The organism is Winogradskyella sp. SM1960 (genome assembly GCF_020179375.1).
Classification (GTDB): Bacteria; Bacteroidota; Bacteroidia; order Flavobacteriales; family Flavobacteriaceae; genus Winogradskyella; species Winogradskyella marina.
Window position 1 is genome coordinate 538234 of sequence record NZ_JAICBG010000001.1, and the last position, 18429, is coordinate 556662.

Sequence of the window (18429 nt, forward strand, 5' to 3'; positions counted from 1 at the left end):
TTATTTTCATTTAAATGTGCTGCAAAACTATTATTTATCATACAGAAAAAAGAATGATGGACTATGTTTTATGAGTATTTAAGAAAAACTTAACGTGAATCATTAGCTTAGCTCTATTATAATGTAATTTAAAAGTGGTAAATTAGATAGAATTTGTAACTGCAAGGAATTGAATACCATTTCGACTACAGTTACCTTAAACATAAAAATTAATTCATTAAAACCAGAAAGGACATTTACTTATGTTAACTTGGAAAGATATCATCAACTTTTCCGTTAAAGGAAACCCAACTCCAGACAGACGAGTTGAAAAAACAGAAGCCGAATGGAGAGCCCAGTTGTCTCCAGAGCAATATAGAATCACAAGACAAAAAGGAACTGAGCGAGCGCACAGTGGCGAACTTTGTACCACCTATGACGAAGGCAAATACAATTGTGTCTGTTGTGACACTCCCTTATTTGATTCTACAATTAAATTTAGTTCTGGCACTGGATGGCCAAGTTTTACACAGCCTATTAAAGAAAATGCCATTAAATACGAACGAGATACCACGTTAGGAATGGTACGTGTAGAGGTAATGTGTAATACTTGCGACGCTCATTTAGGTCATGTGTTTCCAGATGGACCAGAACCGAGTGGTTTGCGTTATTGCGTTAATTCAGAATCTATGATTATAGACAAGGAGACTGCCAAATGATAACTAAAAACTTACAAATCGCCACAGTGGGCGGAGGCTGCTTTTGGTGTACAGAAGCCGTTTTTCAGGAAGTAAAAGGTGTAGAAAAAGTGGTTTCAGGATATTCTGGAGGCAATGTACCTGGCAGACCTACATACAGAGAAATTTGTTCTGGGTTAACTGGCCATGCAGAAGTCGTTCAAGTTACTTTTGATGCTAACATAATAACTTATGAAGATATTCTAATCATTTTTATGACTACACACGATCCAACAACACTTAACAGACAAGGAGCTGATCGTGGCACACAATATCGTTCTGTGATTTATTATCATGATGATAAACAAAAGACTGTCGCAGAAATTGTGATAAAAGAATTAGAACCACATTATCCGAATCCTATAGTCACTGAATTATCAGCTGTTCCAACTTTTTATGAAGCAGAACAAGAACATCAAGATTTTTATGAGAACAATCCTGATTTTGGATATTGCAGTTTTGTCATTGACCCAAAAATAGCGAAACTAAGAAAGCTTCATGCCGACAAATTAAAATCGGCTTAGACTGAACTTAGGTAATAAACAACACTCAGGCAATTCAGTTATAGAATGGCCTGAAGTGTTAATACGTCTAATGCAAAAAACCATAAGATGTCAATTAGAACTCAAGAATTGTTTAGAGCACCCGAATTTAATGTTAATCATTGGGTAGATGCCAATGGCAATAAAGCGAAAGCCATTAATCTATCAGATTTAGAAGGAAAATTTAAAGTCTTATTCTGTTTTCAAAGCTGGTGTCGTGGTTGCCACAGTAAGGGTTTCCCTAATTTAAAAACAATGGTTGATGCTTTAGAAGGAAATGATAAGGTTGTATTTTTAGCCATTCAAACTGTTTTTGAAGGTTACGAAATTAATACTTTCGATAAAATGTTAGCCACTCAAAAACAATATGATTTAAAGATTCCTTTTGGTCATGATGCTGGGAAAGATGACAAATCACAAAGTAATATTTTAACCAATTATAAAACTGGCGGAACACCATGGTTTATTTTTATAGATACGCATAACAATGTGCTGTATAACGATTTTCACCTCTATGCTAGTTCTGCAATCGACTTTTTAGAAACCATACGATAATTGGATTTATAATAAAAACACTATCCATCGTAATTAAATACATGTATACAGAAGCTAAAATAGCATTAGGAGGTGGTTGCCATTGGTGTACAGAAGCTGTTTTTCAAGCGTTAAAAGGAGTTACAAACGTATCACAAGGCTTTATAGCATCTACAAATGAAAACCAAACATTTTCTGAAGCTGTTGTTGTTCATTTTAATCCTGAAGCGATTTCTCTTCAAACCTTAATTAAAATTCATTTATATACACACAAAAGCACGTCTGCACATGCTATGCGAGATAAATACCGTTCTGCAGTTTATTATTTTTCAGACATTCAAAAAGCTAAAATTGAAAATATATTGCAGATGCTCCAAGCAGATTTCGAAAATACGATTATAACACAAGTATTACCGTTTTCAGTGTTTAAACCATCTCGAGAAGCCATTCAGAATTACTATCAAAAAAATCCTGAAAAACCTTTTTGCGAACGCTTTATAAATCCTAAATTGAAACTATTATTGAAGAATTTTTCAAATCACGTAAATTTTGATGTCATCCCAAATAAAATAAAGCACACATAAAATAATGAGCACTACTAAAATAGGATTAGGTTTAGCCGCTTTAGGTCGTCCAGATTATATTAATATTAGGTCTAAAAATGATATTGATAAATCTGTTGCTGCGTTTAAAATGAATGCAACTCAGGTTTTAGATGACAGTTACCAAATGGGAATTAGAGATTTTGATGTTGCTCCATCATACGGTTTGGGCGAACAATTTTTGTTAGATTGGAATACCTCTAGAAACCATAAAGACGTGAGCCTGTCTACAAAATTTGGTTATACCTATGTCGCCAATTGGGAGGTTGGATTTTCTGGCAAGCATGAAATTAAAGAACATTCTATTGAAAAGTTAAACGAACAATGGGGTGTTTCCAAAGGACTTTTACCAAATTTAAAAATCTATCAAATTCATTCTGCTACCTTAGATAGTGGAGTTTTAACCAATGATGCTGTTCTCGCTAGATTATACGAACTAAAAGAAGAACACCAACTTAAAATCGGACTATCATCGAGTGGAACAGAACAAGTAAAAATCATTGAAGAAGCTCGAAAAATTAGTTTTAATGGTGAAGATTTGTTTGACAGTTTCCAAGTGACATTTAATCTTCTTGAACCATCAACCTATACTGTTTTAAAAGCTCTATTAGACGACGGAAAAACGATAATAATTAAAGAAGCTTTAGCAAATGGACGTGTATTTAGAAATGATAGCTTTCAGAATTATGTTGAGGCTTTTGATTACTTAGAAACGCTTTCTAACAAATATAAAGTAGGTAATGATGCCATTGCCATCCGTTTCATCATGGATTATTTAAATCCTAATTTGGTATTAAGTGGCGCATCAGATTCTAATCAATTAAAACAAAACTTAAAAGCTTTAGATTTTAAATTAACGACAGAAGAAGTTAATACCTTAAAATCACTAGCTGTTTCTCCCGAACATTATTGGGAGGAGCGCAGCAACTTAGAATGGAATTAATTACCAAAAACTATTCCTCTATAATAATCTAATACTTTCGTATGCAATACATATTCATATTTGGCATTTGCTAAATTTACTTTTGCATTGTCTAAATTATTTTTACTAGTAATATAATTTAAGAAATTAGATACTCCATTTTTAAAACGTATATCGTTAATTCTATAAGACTCTTTATAAGCTTCCACTTGTTTTTCTAAACTTTGATAACGTTTGTAAACCGCTTCCATATCAAAATGAACTTGCGCTATAGCATTTTTAATATCTACATGCGTACGTTCTAACTCCATGATGGATTCTTCTACTTTAATTTTTTCTAAAGCCATATTATGTTTTGCTCTAAACCCGTTAAAAAGCGGCACACTAACAGCTATACCAACCACGGTATTTAAGTTATTATCTAATTGGTCACTGTAACTAATAGCGTCTGACGTAAAACTAGTTTGCTCTGTCATGATGGGTAAATTTTGTCCATCTACAGTAACGAAATTACCAGTTTCCACAATATTTGATCCTGTTGCTGTAAACAGCTCTGCGGCACTTGAGTAATTGGTATTTACTCCTCCAAAAAGGGAAATTTTTGGTGTAAATTGAGATTTCGCTACACTAACTCCTTTTTTTGCGGCTTCGATTTGTAATGTTTTGGCTTTAAAAGTGGCTAGATTTTGTAAAGCTTCAGAAAATACCTCATCTGCTGATAATTTGTATTTTTCAAAATCTAGGATTAAACTATGTCGGTCTAAGTTTAATTGTTCGTCTATATTCAATAATTGTGCAAGGTTTAGTTTTGCATTATTCAAATTACTTTCAGATACTAGAATATTGGTTTCATCACTTGCCTTTTGTCCTAAAACATCTGTATAATCTGCTGGGTTTCCAGATTCATTATCGAAAAATTCTTTTTGAATGGTTAGTTGTTCTTGAGTTGTTGACAATCGAGATTTGGCCAACTCCAAAACATCTTTGGCATTTAAAACTTGAAGATATGCTAAGGTTACATTTAATACTAAATCTTGTTGCGCTGCTTCAATTTCTAATTCTGAAGCTTTTTTATTCAATCGGTTTTGTTTAGCCGAATTCAATAATCGAAAGCCATTAAAAATCGTCATATCTAAACTTAAACCTAAGTCTGAAAAGGTTAATTCCTGATTGATATAAGCGTTGGTAAATGGGTTAATACTTCTTCCATCATTAACACCCAGACTAAAGTTTCCATTAAGACTTGGCAGCAAATTAGCTTTAGACTGTTGATAATTTACTTTCGCTGAATTGGCTTGTAAATGGGTTGATTTTAAATCGATATTATTTTCTAAGGCTATTGAAATACAGTCCTCTAAAGAATAGCTTTTATCCGTTTTATTTTGAGCAAAACCAGCCCAGCTCATTAGAACAATGATGATTAGTATTACAAGTTTATGTATCATGACTATTGTTTTATTAAAAAAACACCCCTAAAGTCCCCTCGAGGGGACAATCTAAATATTCAACTTTTGGGTTACAAATTCAATGAGGATTTTATTATCTATATCTCTTTTATGAAACTATTTTACCATCCAGAAGATTAATGATTCGAGAGCCATAAGCCGCATTTCGTTCAGAATGTGTGGCTTGTATAATCGTTACGCCTTCTTTATTCAATTGCGCAAATAGTTCCATAATGTCGCCGCTTTGCTTTGAGTTTAAGTTCCCTGTGGGTTCATCGGCTAAAATCAATTTAGGTTGTCCTATTAAGGCTCTCGCAATACCAACTAATTGCTGTTGCCCACCACTTAATTGCATAGGAAATAAATCTTTTTTACCAACAATATTAAATCGATCTAGCATATCGGCCACCATCGCTTTTCGTTCCGAAGATTTTATATTTTTGTAGAGCAATGGTGTTTCAATGTTTTCGTACACCGTAAGTTCATCTATTAAATGATAAGCTTGAAACACAAATCCTATATATTCTTTGTAGAGTTTAGATCGGTTTTTTTCTTTCATGCGATGCACCGGTTCTCCAAGAAACGTATAGCCACAGTCGGTAAAACTATCTAACATTCCAATACAATTTAACAAGGTAGATTTCCCAGAACCTGATGGTCCCATAAGTGAGATAAACTCACCTTCTTCCACATTAAGATTAATGTTATCTAGTAATGTGACTTTATTGCTTCCGGAATTCACTGTTCGTGAGGCTTCGTTTATACTTAATAGTGTGTTTTTCATTTTATTTTGATTGCGTTACTGAAACTAATTCAGCATATATTATTTATTCTGTTTTCAAACTATCTACAGGATTTGCCAATGCAGCTTTTACAGCCTGAAAACTTACGGTTACAATAGCTATTAATATCGCAACCACTCCTGCGATCACAAAAATCCACCAATTGATTTCTATACGATATGCATAATTTCCGAGCCAATTATCCATAACATACCAAGCCATAGGAATGGCAATTACAATAGCAAGACCAACGAGTTTTAAAAAATCTTTTGATAATAGTTTTACAATTCCAGCGACACTTGCGCCCAAAACTTTACGAACTCCAATTTCCTTACTACGCTGTTCTGCCGTATAAGCTGCCAATCCAAAAAGTCCCAAACATGAAATAAGAATCGCTAATAGTGCAAAAAGCTGAGATAATTTCCCGATGAGTTGTTCACTTTTAAATTTGGCATTGTAAGCATCATCGACAAAATGATATTCAAACGGAAATGCTGGATTATGCTTTTTCATTATCGCTTCAACTTGTGACAGCACCTCATTTACAGTTATGTTAGGATTTGTTTTTAAATACATAAAATTAGCTTCACCATGGTAGTTAAAAAATAGTACAGGATCACTTTGTCCATACATGTCTTCAAAAAGGTAATCTTTTACGACACCTACAACGGTATACTCATCTCCTCTATCTATCTTTTTACCAATAGCACTGCCTTGTCCCATGAGTTTTGCAAAGGATTCAGTAATTAAAACACTCGTACTGTCTTTTGCCATGTTTTCATAAAACCCACGACCTTCAACGATTTCCATACCTGCAGTTTCAAAGAAATCTGAACTGATATATCTAAAGAAAATAAGAACATCTTCTGTGTCTGTACCACCTGTCCAAGTTAAGTTAGAACCATTATTGCCACCATTTAAAATTCCTGAATTGTTTAAGCCTACACTTGATACTGCTCCTGAGTTAATTAAATCTTGTTTAATGACATCAAACTTTTCAATCATGGTGCCATTAACATTTAATGAAATCAATTGGTCCTTATCAAAACCTAAAGCTCTGTTTTTTACATGCTGAATTTGTTGAAACACCAAAATGGTACAAATAATAAATACGATGGAAATGGTAAACTGCCCAACCACTAAACCTTTTCGAATAAAATTCGCAGACCCTTGTGTAACTTTCAATCCTTTTAACACCTCAACGGGTTTAAATGATGATAAATAAAATGCTGGATATAAGCCTGCGAAGATGCCGCACACCAAGGTAATTCCTAATAAAAATATGATGTGAAATGGTTGAGACAATCCTAAAATCAAATCTTTTTCTATAAGTAAATTGAATTGCGGTAACAACACAAAAAGTAACAACACACTTACTAAACTCGCTATAAAAGCTAACATCAAGGCTTCGGTTATAAACTGAATCATTAATCGTGTGCGACCAGAACCCATGGCTTTCCGCACGCCAACTTCATTAGCACGTTTTTCGCTTCGTGCTGTGGATAAATTCATAAAGTTGATACAGGCAATGAGTAAAATAATTAAAGCGATGACCGTAAATAATCTTACGGAATCAATACGACCACCAACTTGCTTTCCGTTTTCAAAATGGTCTCGCAAATGCCAATCTTTTATGGAATGTAAAAATGCTTTAGAATCGTTATCTCCTGTTTTTTTCTCAAGCAACTCTCTGACTTGTACATCTACAGTTTCAAAATCAGCTTCAGGTGCTAATGCTACAAATGTATCTGCGAAAAAACTGCCATACTCATTAGTCCATTCTTTATCGGAACCCCAACGTTTAAAAGGTGCAATCCAATTGACAGGAAATGTGACGTTTTTTGGGAAATTTTCAATCACACCAGAAATCAAATAATTATCCGTGTTATCTACTCTTAAAACCTTACTTAATACCTTGGTGTTTTTACCATAAAGTTGTTCTGCAGTGTCTTGTGTAATAACAATGGCTTCAGGGCTTCTAAAAGCGTCACTCGCATTGCCTTCAACAAATTTTAAACTGAAGATATCTATAAAATCTTCATCTACATAACGGCCTCTGCTATTAATAGCATTATCACCTACCGAAAACAATAAATCTCTATGTTTTGTTCGTGATGCTTTTGCAACACCAGGAATTTCGGTTTTCATTACCTCTGCGAGTGGTCCAGGTGTAGAATTAAAAGTCCTCCATTCTCCCTCGTATTCCTGATGGGTTGGCACGTAATACACCTGATCTTGGTTTTCAAAATTTGAATCGTAACTTACCTCATCTTCAACCCAAAGAAATATGAGACTCGCACATGTAATTCCTATGGCCAACCCGAAAATATTCAGAAAACTATAACCCTTATTTTTTCGTAAGGTTCTGAATGCTATTTTTATATAATTTAAAATCATAAACATTATTTATTGAATTTGATTGATGACATCTACTTACAGTATAGTTAAGATGATGCCGAAATCACTAAAACCTATTTAACAGTGCTTTACATTTGTTTTGAATTTTAAAACTGTTCGCTTTTGATACACTTTTTGTTCGTAAATGAACACTTTATTCCGAGCGTAAAGAATCCACAGGATTTGCATTTGCCGCCTGCAGCGTTTTTACACTAATCACCAACAGCGCAAAGAAAATCATGGCTAATCCACTGACTAAAAACACCCATAAACTGATACTCCTTTTATAAGCAAAATCTTGTAACCAATGATGAATACCGTAATACGCAATTGGTGCCGCAATGATAAAAGCTACAGCAACTAGAATTAAAAATTCTTTACACAACAACGCATTAATTTGTAACAATGACGCTCCTAAAACTTTACGCACTCCTATTTCTTTTACGCGACGGTTTGTGGTATAAATCACTAAGCCCAATAAACCTAAACAACTTATAAGAATGGATAAACCTGTAGCCCAATTTAAGAGTTTAGACAACTTTTGTTCTCTATTATAAAATCGCTGAATGGTTTCATCTAAAAATTCTACACGATAATCATCAGTTTCAGTGTAAACCGATTTATAAGCATTTTCAATTTTAGAAAGCGTGGTCGATAAACCTTCGGAAAATTCATTTTGAAATGCTAGATGAACCCCTGCGAACTGGCTGTAATTTGGTCGGTACCAATCTCCTCGTAATGCCATAGGCTTAATATCATTTTTTAAAGAACGTTGAAAAAAATCGGACATCACTCCAATTATAGGAATGTTATTTCCGTCAATATTAACTGTTTTTCCAATAGCTTCTTCAGAACTCTTAAAACCTAAAATTTTTCTACAGGTTTCATTAATTACGAGTTCTTTAATAGTATCGTTGATGATATTTCTTCCGGCGAGCAAATCCAATTCAAAAAGTTTTAAATAATTTTCATCACCATATAAAAATTGTATATCTGTATTCACCTCTTTTTCCTTTCCGATATAGGTCATCACCGAGCTAGACACATTATATGACGCTGGTGGTGGACCACCAATACTTATTTGTTTTAATTCTGGAATTTTTTTTAAAGTTTCAGCATAACGTTTTTTCTTTTCAATACCTCGTTCATTTCTAGGACTATAAACCGAAACAATTGCCTCTGTTTTAAACCCCATATCTTTTGTAAGTAAAAAGTTTATTTGCTTACCTACTAACAAGGTTGCTATAATAAATACTTGAGCAATTGTAAATTGAAATACCGTTAAAAATTTACGAAGCCTTGCTTTTTTCTGTCCAACAGCTAAATGATTTTTTAAAACCGAAACCGTATTAAAGTTAGAGAGTACTAAAGCAGGATAAAAACCAGACAAAAAGGTTACAATGACTAATAAAAGAATACAACTTGCTATAATCAACGGTGATTTAAAAAGCTCAAAATCTAGACCTTCGGGTACAAAATCTGAAAATACTGTAATTAACCATCCGGAAAGCAACAGCGATAATAAAGCAGAAATAACAACCAGCAAAAAGGTTTCCCCCATAAACTGACCAATAAGTTGTTTTTTTGAACTGCCTAAAGTTTTTCGAATCCCAATTTCTTTAGCACGTTGTGAGGCTTGGGCAGTATTTAGATTTATAAAATTAATACAGCCCAATAAGAGCAAAAATACAGCCACTAAAGCTAGGTTTATTAATAGTGATTTACTCGCTTGTCCTCTACTCCAATCATAAATACCATAAGCTTCATTAAAATGAATGTCAGCTAAAGGTTGTAATACAAACTTACGTTCTTCTCCATATTTTTTTGATTCTTCATCAGCATGTGCTTTAGCTAATTTATCAAAGGTATTTTGAATGCTCTCTATGTCTGCGTTGGTCTTAATTTTTACAAAAAGTTGTGAATTTGAATTGGTACTATTCCAATTTTTATTTAGAATATTTTCTCGTAATCGTGTTTGTAAAAGTGTGGGTTTTGATATAAATTCTTCAAAAACAAAATCTGTTCTTCCTTTTAAATTTTCTACAATTCCTGTTACTGTAACATTTATAGAATCGTTATAAACTAAGGTTTTCCCTATGATGTCTGAAGGGGCAGTATTAGGAAAATAATCGGCAGCACGTTTTTCTGATAAAATAACATTATTTGGACTTGTAAGACTACTTTCCTTATCTCCTGCTAAAAAGTGATAATCAAAAATTTTAAAATAATTGGCATCGGTATAAATAACAAAGTTTGGCCATTTGAATTCTGAACTCAATGTTTTATTTTCAACTTTTGAAGGCCGCTCTATATAAAATCCACTTATAATTTCAAAATTCGAATTGTCCTTTATTGCTTCTTCAAGTGCCAATGTTACACCAGAATTGGTATACTTACCTTCTGGACCATAAAAATCAGTAACTACTCTACTAATACGATCGCCATCTTTATGAAAGTCATCAAAAGTAGCATCGTAATATACCATTAACCCAATTACAAAAGACGCACTTAGACCAATGGTAAGACCTATGATATTGATTAGAGAAAACACTTTATGCTTCATAAGGTTCCTCCAGGCTATTTTGAAATAATTTTTAATCATGATTTCTATAAATTACTGTTCGCTTTGTACTGAACTAGTTTCAGCATCTGATTGATTTGGCTTTGACACTTCAGCACAGATTGGTTGGTTAATTGGTTGGTTGATGACGTACTGAAGTATTTCCACCTGATTGATTGATTGATTGATTGATTGATTGATTCCAGACCTGTCAGGTTTTAAAAACCTGACAGGTCTATTATATTAAGCCAAAATATTTTCTGTTACTTTTTGTCCATCTAACATTCTAATAATTCTATGACTGTATTTTGCATCATGCTCACTGTGTGTTACCATGATGATGGTGGTTCCGGCTTCGTTAAGATCGATTAATAAATCCATTACCTCATTTCCATTGGTACTATCTAAATTTCCTGTTGGCTCATCTGCAAGAATTAGTTTTGGTTTATTGACCACAGCTCTGGCAACAGCCACACGTTGTTGTTGACCACCAGATAATTGTTGCGGAAAGTGATTACGACGATGCATAATTTGCATTTTTTCTAAAACGGCTTCCACTTGTTCTTTTCGTTGCGCTGGTTTTACACCTGTGTAGATTAATGGTAATTCTACGTTTTCAAACACCGTAAGCTCATCGATTAGGTTGAAACTTTGAAACACAAAACCGATATTATGTTTACGTAATTCGGAACGTTTACGCTCATTGTAACCTGCGACTTCTGTTCCGTTGAACATAAAACTGCCTCCATCTGGATCATCGAGTAAACCCAAAATATTAAGTAAGGTCGATTTCCCACATCCTGAAGGTCCCATTATAGCCACAAACTCACCTTCTTTAACGTCAAATGATAATTTGTTTAAGGCGATGGTTTGTACTTCTTCAGTTTTATAGAATTTTTCTAGGTCTTTTATTTGTATCATTATATTCGTTTTTACTATTCCTGCGAAGGCAGGAATCTGTTTTGTTTTAAATTATTTTAGGCATTCTACTTTATCTCTAAATAACACCCCTAAGAGCTAGGCTCGGTAGCTTCAAAACAAAAAACATTTTGTTTCTCACTAATCCTCAAGGGGACAATCCACATAAGGATCATCAGCGTAATAATGTGATATTTATTTTATGTAAATTTTATACTTTCTTTTATCTGCTATTTCAAAATCAACTCTTCCGTATCACCAAAAGCGTCATAACTCGATGTCACGACTTTATCTCCAGGATTTAAACCGTCTAAGATTTCGTAGTATTCTGTGTTCTGACTGCCTAATCTAATGTTTACTTTGTATGCTGTGTTTCCATCTTCGCTCACTTTAAAAATCCAATTGCCGCCCGTTTTTTGAAAAAAGCCACCTTTAGCAACTAACAACGCCTCTTTTTCCGCGCTTAAAGCCACTCTAATTTGAAGATCTTGCCCTCTTCTAATACCTTCTGGTACATCACCTTGAAATTTCATATCTACTTGAAAACGTCCATTAGTAACCTGTGTAAATACTTTTTTAATTTCTAAAGTGTAGCTTTTATTATTTAAAGTGAAGGTTCCGGTTTGACCAGTGTATATTCTAGAAATATAATGTTCATCAATATCCACTCTTACTTTGTAACCCGTGGTCACATCCACCTGACCTAGTCGCGTGCCTTTATTTATGGATTGTCCGATTTCAGCATCTAAAGAGGTTAACTGCCCATCAATTGGTGCTCTAACCACTAAATCTCCCACCTTTTTTCGCATTAATTCTAAAGCACTTTGGGTTCTAGCATATGAGTTTTTAGCTTGGTTAACTTCTAACTTAGACGCAATAGTATCTTCAGATAAGACTTGTTTGGCCAGCTTCATTCGCTCTTTTTGATACTCATAATTATTTTCAGACGATTCATAATCCATTCGTCCTATCGCCCCTTTTTCGTATAAACGTTTGTTTAAATTGTAAACACGTTCGGCTTCAATAAGATTATTTTCAACATCTGTAAATTGATTCTGTCGGTTAATGGTATTCTGACGTGCCGCATTTTGAGAAATCTGCATTTGCGTTAATAGATTATACACCGAAGTTTCCTGATTAATAAGACTCAATTCTAAATCGGTATTAGACAATCTTAAAATTGGCTCTCCTTTCTTTAACATGGCGCCATCTTCAACAAACTTCTCTTCTACTCTTCCTCCTTCTAGGGCATCTAAATAAATGGTGGTAATAGGTAGTACAATACCATTCACAGGAATATTTTCTTGAAATACATTTTCGCTTACTGTATTAATTGAAATTCGTTCTTTATCAACGTTCAATTTAGAACCACCTGACGTTTGTAAAATAACATACACGATTAAAGCTATAATTGATAAAATCGCTAAAGCTAAACCTAGTTTCTGAGTTGAAAATTTCTTCTTTTGAATTGGAACGTCCATTTGTATGTTTTGATTTATACTGTTTATATAGTGAAGATAATGCCAAAAACTCAAAATATTGATTTTCAAGAATTTACTATTTTAACCAAAATTAAAAGTGTTCGTTTTTGATACACTTTATGTTCGAAAATGCACACTTTTTAAGACACTTTAAATTAAGGTTTTGTAATTTTTATAAGCCCAAGATAAAATCGTAATATTGTAAACACAGCCTTAGAATGAGTTCTATACGTAATTTATAAAAAATGACAGTTGGCTTTCTAAGGACTTCCTAATCAATAAATCTCGATTATCGAGTGATGGTATTAAAAAACGCTACAATATTAGTTATCGATGATGATGTTGATGTCTTAACAGCATTGCGCTTGCTATTAAAACCATTGGTTAAGGAAGTGGTTACTGAAAAGAATCCGAGTAATATTTCGTCTCAAATAGAACAGGCTAATTATGACATTATTATTCTTGACATGAATTTTAATGGTTTAGTGAATACAGGTAATGAAGGGATTTTTTGGTTGAATAAAATTAGACAACAAAAACCTGAAACCTCTGTAATTCTAATGACGGCTTATGCTGATATTGATTTAGCGATTAGAGGTTTAAAAGAAGGTGCTTCCGACTTTTTAATGAAACCTTGGAAAAATGAAAAAATCGTAGAAACCATGACTACGATTCTTGAGCTGAAAACATCTCAAAACATTAAAAAGAATCAACTTCACAATAATTCTGTTGAAATTATTGGAGATAGCGATGTGATGACTGATGTTTTTACAAAACTTAAAAAAGTGGCTCCAACAGATGCTAATGTTTTAATCCTTGGTGAAAATGGCACAGGTAAAGATTTAATAGCGCGTGCACTTCATGATAACTCCAATAGAAAACACCAACCTTTTGTAAAAGTAGATGTTGGTGCTTTAACAGAATCTTTATTCGAAAGTGAATTATTCGGGTATAAAAAAGGGGCTTTTACAGATGCCAGAGAAGATCGAAAAGGCCGATTTGAAGCAGCCAATGGCGGCACTTTGTTTTTAGATGAAATAGGAAATATTAGCTTAAGTCAGCAGGCAAGATTACTTACTGTTTTACAAAATAGACAAGTCACTCCCTTGGGATCAAATGAACCTATTTCCATTAATATCCGTTTAATCTGTGCGACAAATATTAATCCACAAGTTTTAGCGGATGAAAAAAAATTCCGGAAAGATTTAATTTACAGAATTAATACGGTTGATATTATTGCGCCACCACTAAGAGATCGTGGCACAGACATCACTGAATTAGCACATCATTTTGTGGCCTTATATGCCGAAAAATATAATAAGAGTCCGTTTTCGTTTGATTCTGGATTTATTTCAAAATTAAAAAAACACGACTTTCCTGGTAACGTGAGAGAGCTTCAATATGTTTTAGAACGTGCAATTATCATGACTGATGGTTCGGTTTTAAAACCAGAAGACTTAGTCTTTTCAACCATAGAACGTTCGCCGACAGCTACAAATATTGAAACTCAAAGTTTAAACTTAGACGCTATAGAAAAAAATGCCATTTTAAAAGTTCTTGAAAAAAACAAAGGCAATGTGTCTAAATCGGCTAAAGATTTAGGGATTACCAGAGCAGCTTTATACCGAAGATTAGAAAAGTATGAACTATAGAAGTTACATTCTTTGGCTCTTTTTTAGAGTGCTCCTTTTAGTAGGTGTCATACTTGCATTAGTATATTTTATTTACAACGACCAAGCGACTTATATTGCCATTATAAGCATCGCTCTACTGTATTTACTCATAAACACCTATTCCTTTGTAAAACGTCGTTTTGTTGTCATAGACGACTTTTTTGAAGCGGTTAAATACCGTGATTTTTCAAGATGGTTTCCGGAAGATAGAGGACCAAAAGACATCCGATTTTTATATACTGGTTTTAACGAAATAAACCGAACTATAAAAGAAATTAATTCACAGAACGAAGCGCAATACGTTTACCTTCAGAAGATTTTAGAAATGGTAGATATTGGGATTATTGCATACAACCTAGAATCTGGAGACGTCCTCTGGAGTAATGAACCATTTGGAGATATTCTAGATGTACCGTCTTTTAAAAATATACGCTTTGTTGAAAACAGAAAACCAGAACTCTTCAATACCGTTTTTGAAACCTATCATCGAGAACCTGATTCTATTTCTATTGCGCTTCAAAATGAAAGTATAAAAATTTTAATTTCAGATACGGTTTTTCAGGTTAAGGACGATGCTTTTAAATTAATTGTTATTCAAGATATTGATAACACGTTGAATAAAAATGAATCGGAATCATGGAAGAAATTATTAAGTGTGATGACACATGAAATCATGAATTCCATTGCTCCAATTTCTTCTTTAGCCGATACACTTCAACAAAATTTACAACTCGCCATTAATCACCCTGAAGAAACACGTTTAGAGTTAGAAGACTTAAATGCTGGCGTAAAAACCATTAAAAACCGAAGTGAAGGGCTTTTAAAATTTGCAAAAACCTATAGAAGTTTGAGTAAAGTGACACACCTTAACTTACAACGTGTTAAGATTGAAGAGGTGTTTACCAACATTCAACATCTGATGGAACCGTCAATAAAAGCTAAAAATATTGACATCGCCTTCCATATTTCAACTCCAAAATTAGAGTTAGATATTGATACACACCTTATTGAGCAAGTGCTTATCAATCTTATTTTAAATGCGGTTGATGCTTGCAAACATAAAGATGACGCCAAAATTAAAGTTCAAGCGGCTCAAAACCCAAATAGAGATATCGTTATAAAAGTTTATGACAATGGCTCTGGAATTCCACAAGACATTTTAGAAAACATCTTTGTCCCTTTCTTTACCAGTAAAACCGCAGGAAGTGGTATTGGATTAAGTCTGTGTAAGCAAATTATGTTACTTCATAAAGGTCGCATCCTCGTTAAGAGTGTAGAAGGAGAAGGTTCTGTTTTTAGTTTGGTGTTTTAATCCTTAAAATTCCCAATACCCTCTTTTAACCAAGCGTCATATTCATCAATATTTGGTGTGTAAGCTGTTGGTTCGTTTAGATTTTCTTCATTATGATCCATTAACACATAATAAGGCTGCGTATTGGTTTTATATCTAATAGTTTGGAATTCGCTCCATTTTTGCCCAACATTTCTTAATTTTTTACCTGGTCGTAATTTAGAGTCTGGTGCTTCACCTTCAGGAAAATCAATTTGCTCATCAACATACAATGAAATAAGAACGATATCATTCTTTAGGTGAGATAAAACGCTAGGATCTACCCAAACATTTTGTTCCATTTTACGACAATTTACACAAGCCCAACCTGTAAAATCTAACATCACAGGTTTTCCTACTTTTTTAGCATATGCTAAACCAGTTTCGTAATCGTTAAAAGCTAAAATATCGTGTGGAGCTAATAAATGTGCACCTTCGGGAATATCTGTGGTACTCGCGGCACCTCCACCTCTAGAATTTCCGACACCATAAGGAGATTCTGAATAATCTAATGGAGGTGGAAACGCACTTATAATTTTTAAAGGTGCTCCCCAAAGTCCAGGAATCATATATATGGTAAACGTTAATGTGAGTAAACCTAGTAGTAAACGCCCTACGGAAATATGCTTTAAAGGCGAATCGTGAGGCAATTGAATTTTACCAAAAAGGTACAGTGAAAGCGTTCCAAAAATAGCAATCCAAATCGCGATAAATACTTCACGTTCTAAGAAATGTAGTTGTAAGACTAAATCGGCTTGTGATAAAAATTTAAAAGCCAATGCCAATTCTAGAAATCCTAAAACCACTTTCACGGTATTTAACCAACCACCAGATTTTGGTAAGGAATTTAACCAACCAGGAAACGCTGCGAATAAAGCAAATGGTAAGGCAATTGCCGAAGAAAATCCTAACATTCCAATTACAGGAGCAACACCGCCTTTTGAAGCCGCTTCAACTAAAATAGTTCCTACTATAGGACCTGTACAAGAAAAAGAGACTATCGCTAAAGCTAAAGCCATAAAAAATATGCCTAAAAGACCTCCTCTGTCAGCTTGTTTATCGGCTTTGTTTGCCCAAGAATTTGGAAGCACAATTTCGAAAGCGCCTAAAAACGAGATGGCAAAAACCACTAATAATATAAAGAAAATGACATTAAACCAGACGTTTGTTGCTAAAGCATTTAAGGCATCAGCACCAAAAATAGCCGTTATTATAGTTCCTAATAAGACATAGATAACAACAATTGATAAACCATAAATTACAGCATTTCTTATGCCTCTTGCTTTAGATTGACTTTGTTTTATAAAGAAACTTACCGTCATTGGTATCATAGGAAACACACAAGGTGTTAACAAAGCCACAAAACCTGATAAAAAAGCGATAATAAAAATAGACCACAAGCCTCTGCTAGAATCTTCTTCTTCAGAATCTGCTGTACCAGATTCATACTTGTCATCTATACCTTTTGTTTCTGCAGTGGTTGACGTTAAATCGAAATTTAAATCAACATACGTTGGAGCCAAACACTCAACATCATCACAAGCCATAAAACTAACTTCACCTGTAACTGACGCAATATCTACATTTACAACTTTAATTTTCTGTCTAAAGTTTGTTTTGGTTTTAAAGTATTTAATCTCCATATCGAAGACCTTATCCAAACTTTTCTCACCTTTTTCTTCAACAGTATTACCATCTAATTCTACACCATCTTTCAATGTATATTCAAAACTTGTTGGTATTGGACCTCCTTCATCAACACTCTGCGAGTATAGTTTCCAGCCATTATCTATGGTTGCAGATGTTACCAGAACAAATTCAGAATCAGAAATTTTTTCAACCGAAGTACTCCATTTAACAGGCTCTAAAATTCTAGGTGTTCCTCCAACGACATTAGTAGAGCTTGGTAAACCTAAAGACAGTTGTGGAGCATCGTCCTCAACACCCTTAGCGTCCTTTATATTAAATTGAAGATCTATAAACGTTGGTGGTAAACATCTTTGGTCGTCGCAAACCATAAACTCTACTTCTCCTTCTACTAATGATAATTCGTTGTTTAAAACCTTAATGCGTTGTACAAACTCTGCTTTATGATCAAAAAATTTAATTTTCATCTCAAAAACAGGATCATCAACAATTTCACCTTCATCTTCAGTTGTTTCACCGACTAACTCAAAACTATCATTTTCTGTAAATGAAAAACCAGTAGGAATTGGTCCATTTTCTGGTACATTTTGAGAATACAAATGCCAACCAGCATCTATCGTAGCCGTTGAAATTAAATCGTATTCTGTATCAGAAACTTTCTCAACCTTAGTCTCCCATTTTACAGGGTCGAAAACTTGAGAGTATAAATTAAATGAAAAACAAAATGCCAAAAGGCACAGCAGAAATACTTTTTTAAAATCCATATACGACAGGTTAATTTTGCAAATGTAACAGATGTTATTCTGTTTTCAGATTACAGTCGTCTAATTTATAAAAACCTTAAGATTTAAAGAAGTATAATATAGAGTATAAAAAAACC

General features: G+C 33.8%; 14 protein-coding genes. 7 read left to right on the plus strand and 7 right to left on the minus strand.

Translation table 11 applies throughout. The features are described 5' to 3' along the window. Positions 1-242: 242 nt before the first annotated feature. The 5 genes from msrB to K1X16_RS02440 all read left to right on the plus strand — a co-directional run bounded on the left by msrB (position 243) and on the right by K1X16_RS02440 (position 3337). Complete coding sequence (msrB, locus tag K1X16_RS02420; RefSeq protein ID WP_225034917.1) at positions 243-698, plus strand: peptide-methionine (R)-S-oxide reductase MsrB; 456 nt, start codon at positions 243-245, stop codon at positions 696-698. Beyond that, on the plus strand, positions 695-1240 hold the full coding sequence (gene msrA / locus K1X16_RS02425) for a peptide-methionine (S)-S-oxide reductase MsrA (RefSeq protein ID WP_225034918.1): 546 nt from the start codon (positions 695-697) through the stop codon (positions 1238-1240). Before msrB ends, msrA begins: the two co-directional genes overlap by 4 nt. Positions 1241-1327: 87 nt before the next feature. Next, entirely contained in the window at positions 1328-1813 is a 486-nt protein-coding gene (locus tag K1X16_RS02430) for a peroxiredoxin family protein (protein ID WP_225034919.1), read from the plus strand. A gap of 41 nt (positions 1814-1854) precedes the next feature. Further along, positions 1855-2376 (plus strand): peptide-methionine (S)-S-oxide reductase, encoded by a 522-nt coding sequence (locus K1X16_RS02435; RefSeq protein WP_225034920.1) that lies wholly within the window; start codon positions 1855-1857, stop codon positions 2374-2376. Positions 2377-2380: 4 nt separating this feature from the next. After that, positions 2381-3337, plus strand: coding sequence for an aldo/keto reductase (locus tag K1X16_RS02440; protein ID WP_225034921.1), 957 nt, complete (start codon positions 2381-2383; stop codon positions 3335-3337). Here the strand turns inward: K1X16_RS02440 and K1X16_RS02445 are convergent. The 6 genes from K1X16_RS02445 to K1X16_RS02470 all read right to left on the minus strand — a co-directional run bounded on the left by K1X16_RS02445 (position 3334) and on the right by K1X16_RS02470 (position 12899). After that, a complete protein-coding gene (locus K1X16_RS02445; protein WP_225034922.1) occupies positions 3334-4761 on the minus strand; it encodes a TolC family protein in 1428 nt (475 codons plus the stop codon). The genes K1X16_RS02440 and K1X16_RS02445 overlap by 4 nt on opposite strands. Before the next feature lie 109 nt (positions 4762-4870). After that, positions 4871-5545, minus strand: a complete 675-nt coding sequence (locus K1X16_RS02450) for an ABC transporter ATP-binding protein (protein ID WP_225034923.1) — start codon at positions 5543-5545, stop codon at positions 4871-4873. Between the two features lie 43 nt (positions 5546-5588). Further along, a complete protein-coding gene (locus tag K1X16_RS02455; protein WP_225034924.1) occupies positions 5589-7940 on the minus strand; it encodes an ABC transporter permease in 2352 nt (783 codons plus the stop codon). A gap of 154 nt (positions 7941-8094) precedes the next feature. After that, positions 8095-10542, minus strand: a complete 2448-nt coding sequence (locus tag K1X16_RS02460) for an ABC transporter permease (protein WP_225034925.1) — start codon at positions 10540-10542, stop codon at positions 8095-8097. Positions 10543-10743: 201 nt separating this feature from the next. Continuing rightward, complete coding sequence (locus K1X16_RS02465) at positions 10744-11421, minus strand: ABC transporter ATP-binding protein (protein WP_225034926.1); 678 nt, start codon at positions 11419-11421, stop codon at positions 10744-10746. A 227-nt stretch (positions 11422-11648) separates the two neighbouring features. Next, entirely contained in the window at positions 11649-12899 is a 1251-nt protein-coding gene (locus K1X16_RS02470; protein WP_225034927.1) for an efflux RND transporter periplasmic adaptor subunit, read from the minus strand. Between the two features lie 299 nt (positions 12900-13198). Here K1X16_RS02470 and K1X16_RS02475 point away from each other — a divergent pair, with 299 nt between their 5' ends. Further along, on the plus strand, positions 13199-14551 hold the full coding sequence (locus K1X16_RS02475; RefSeq protein WP_225034928.1) for a sigma-54-dependent transcriptional regulator: 1353 nt from the start codon (positions 13199-13201) through the stop codon (positions 14549-14551). Then, positions 14541-15884, plus strand: coding sequence for a sensor histidine kinase (locus K1X16_RS02480; RefSeq protein WP_225034929.1), 1344 nt, complete (start codon positions 14541-14543; stop codon positions 15882-15884). Before K1X16_RS02475 ends, K1X16_RS02480 begins: the two co-directional genes overlap by 11 nt. Here the strand turns inward: K1X16_RS02480 and K1X16_RS02485 are convergent. Further along, positions 15881-18313: a protein-disulfide reductase DsbD family protein gene (locus tag K1X16_RS02485; protein ID WP_225034930.1), complete on the minus strand. Its 2433-nt coding sequence runs from the start codon at positions 18311-18313 to the stop codon at positions 15881-15883. The two genes, K1X16_RS02480 and K1X16_RS02485, sit on opposite strands and share 4 nt — an antisense overlap. Between the last annotated feature and the right edge of the window lie 116 nt (positions 18314-18429).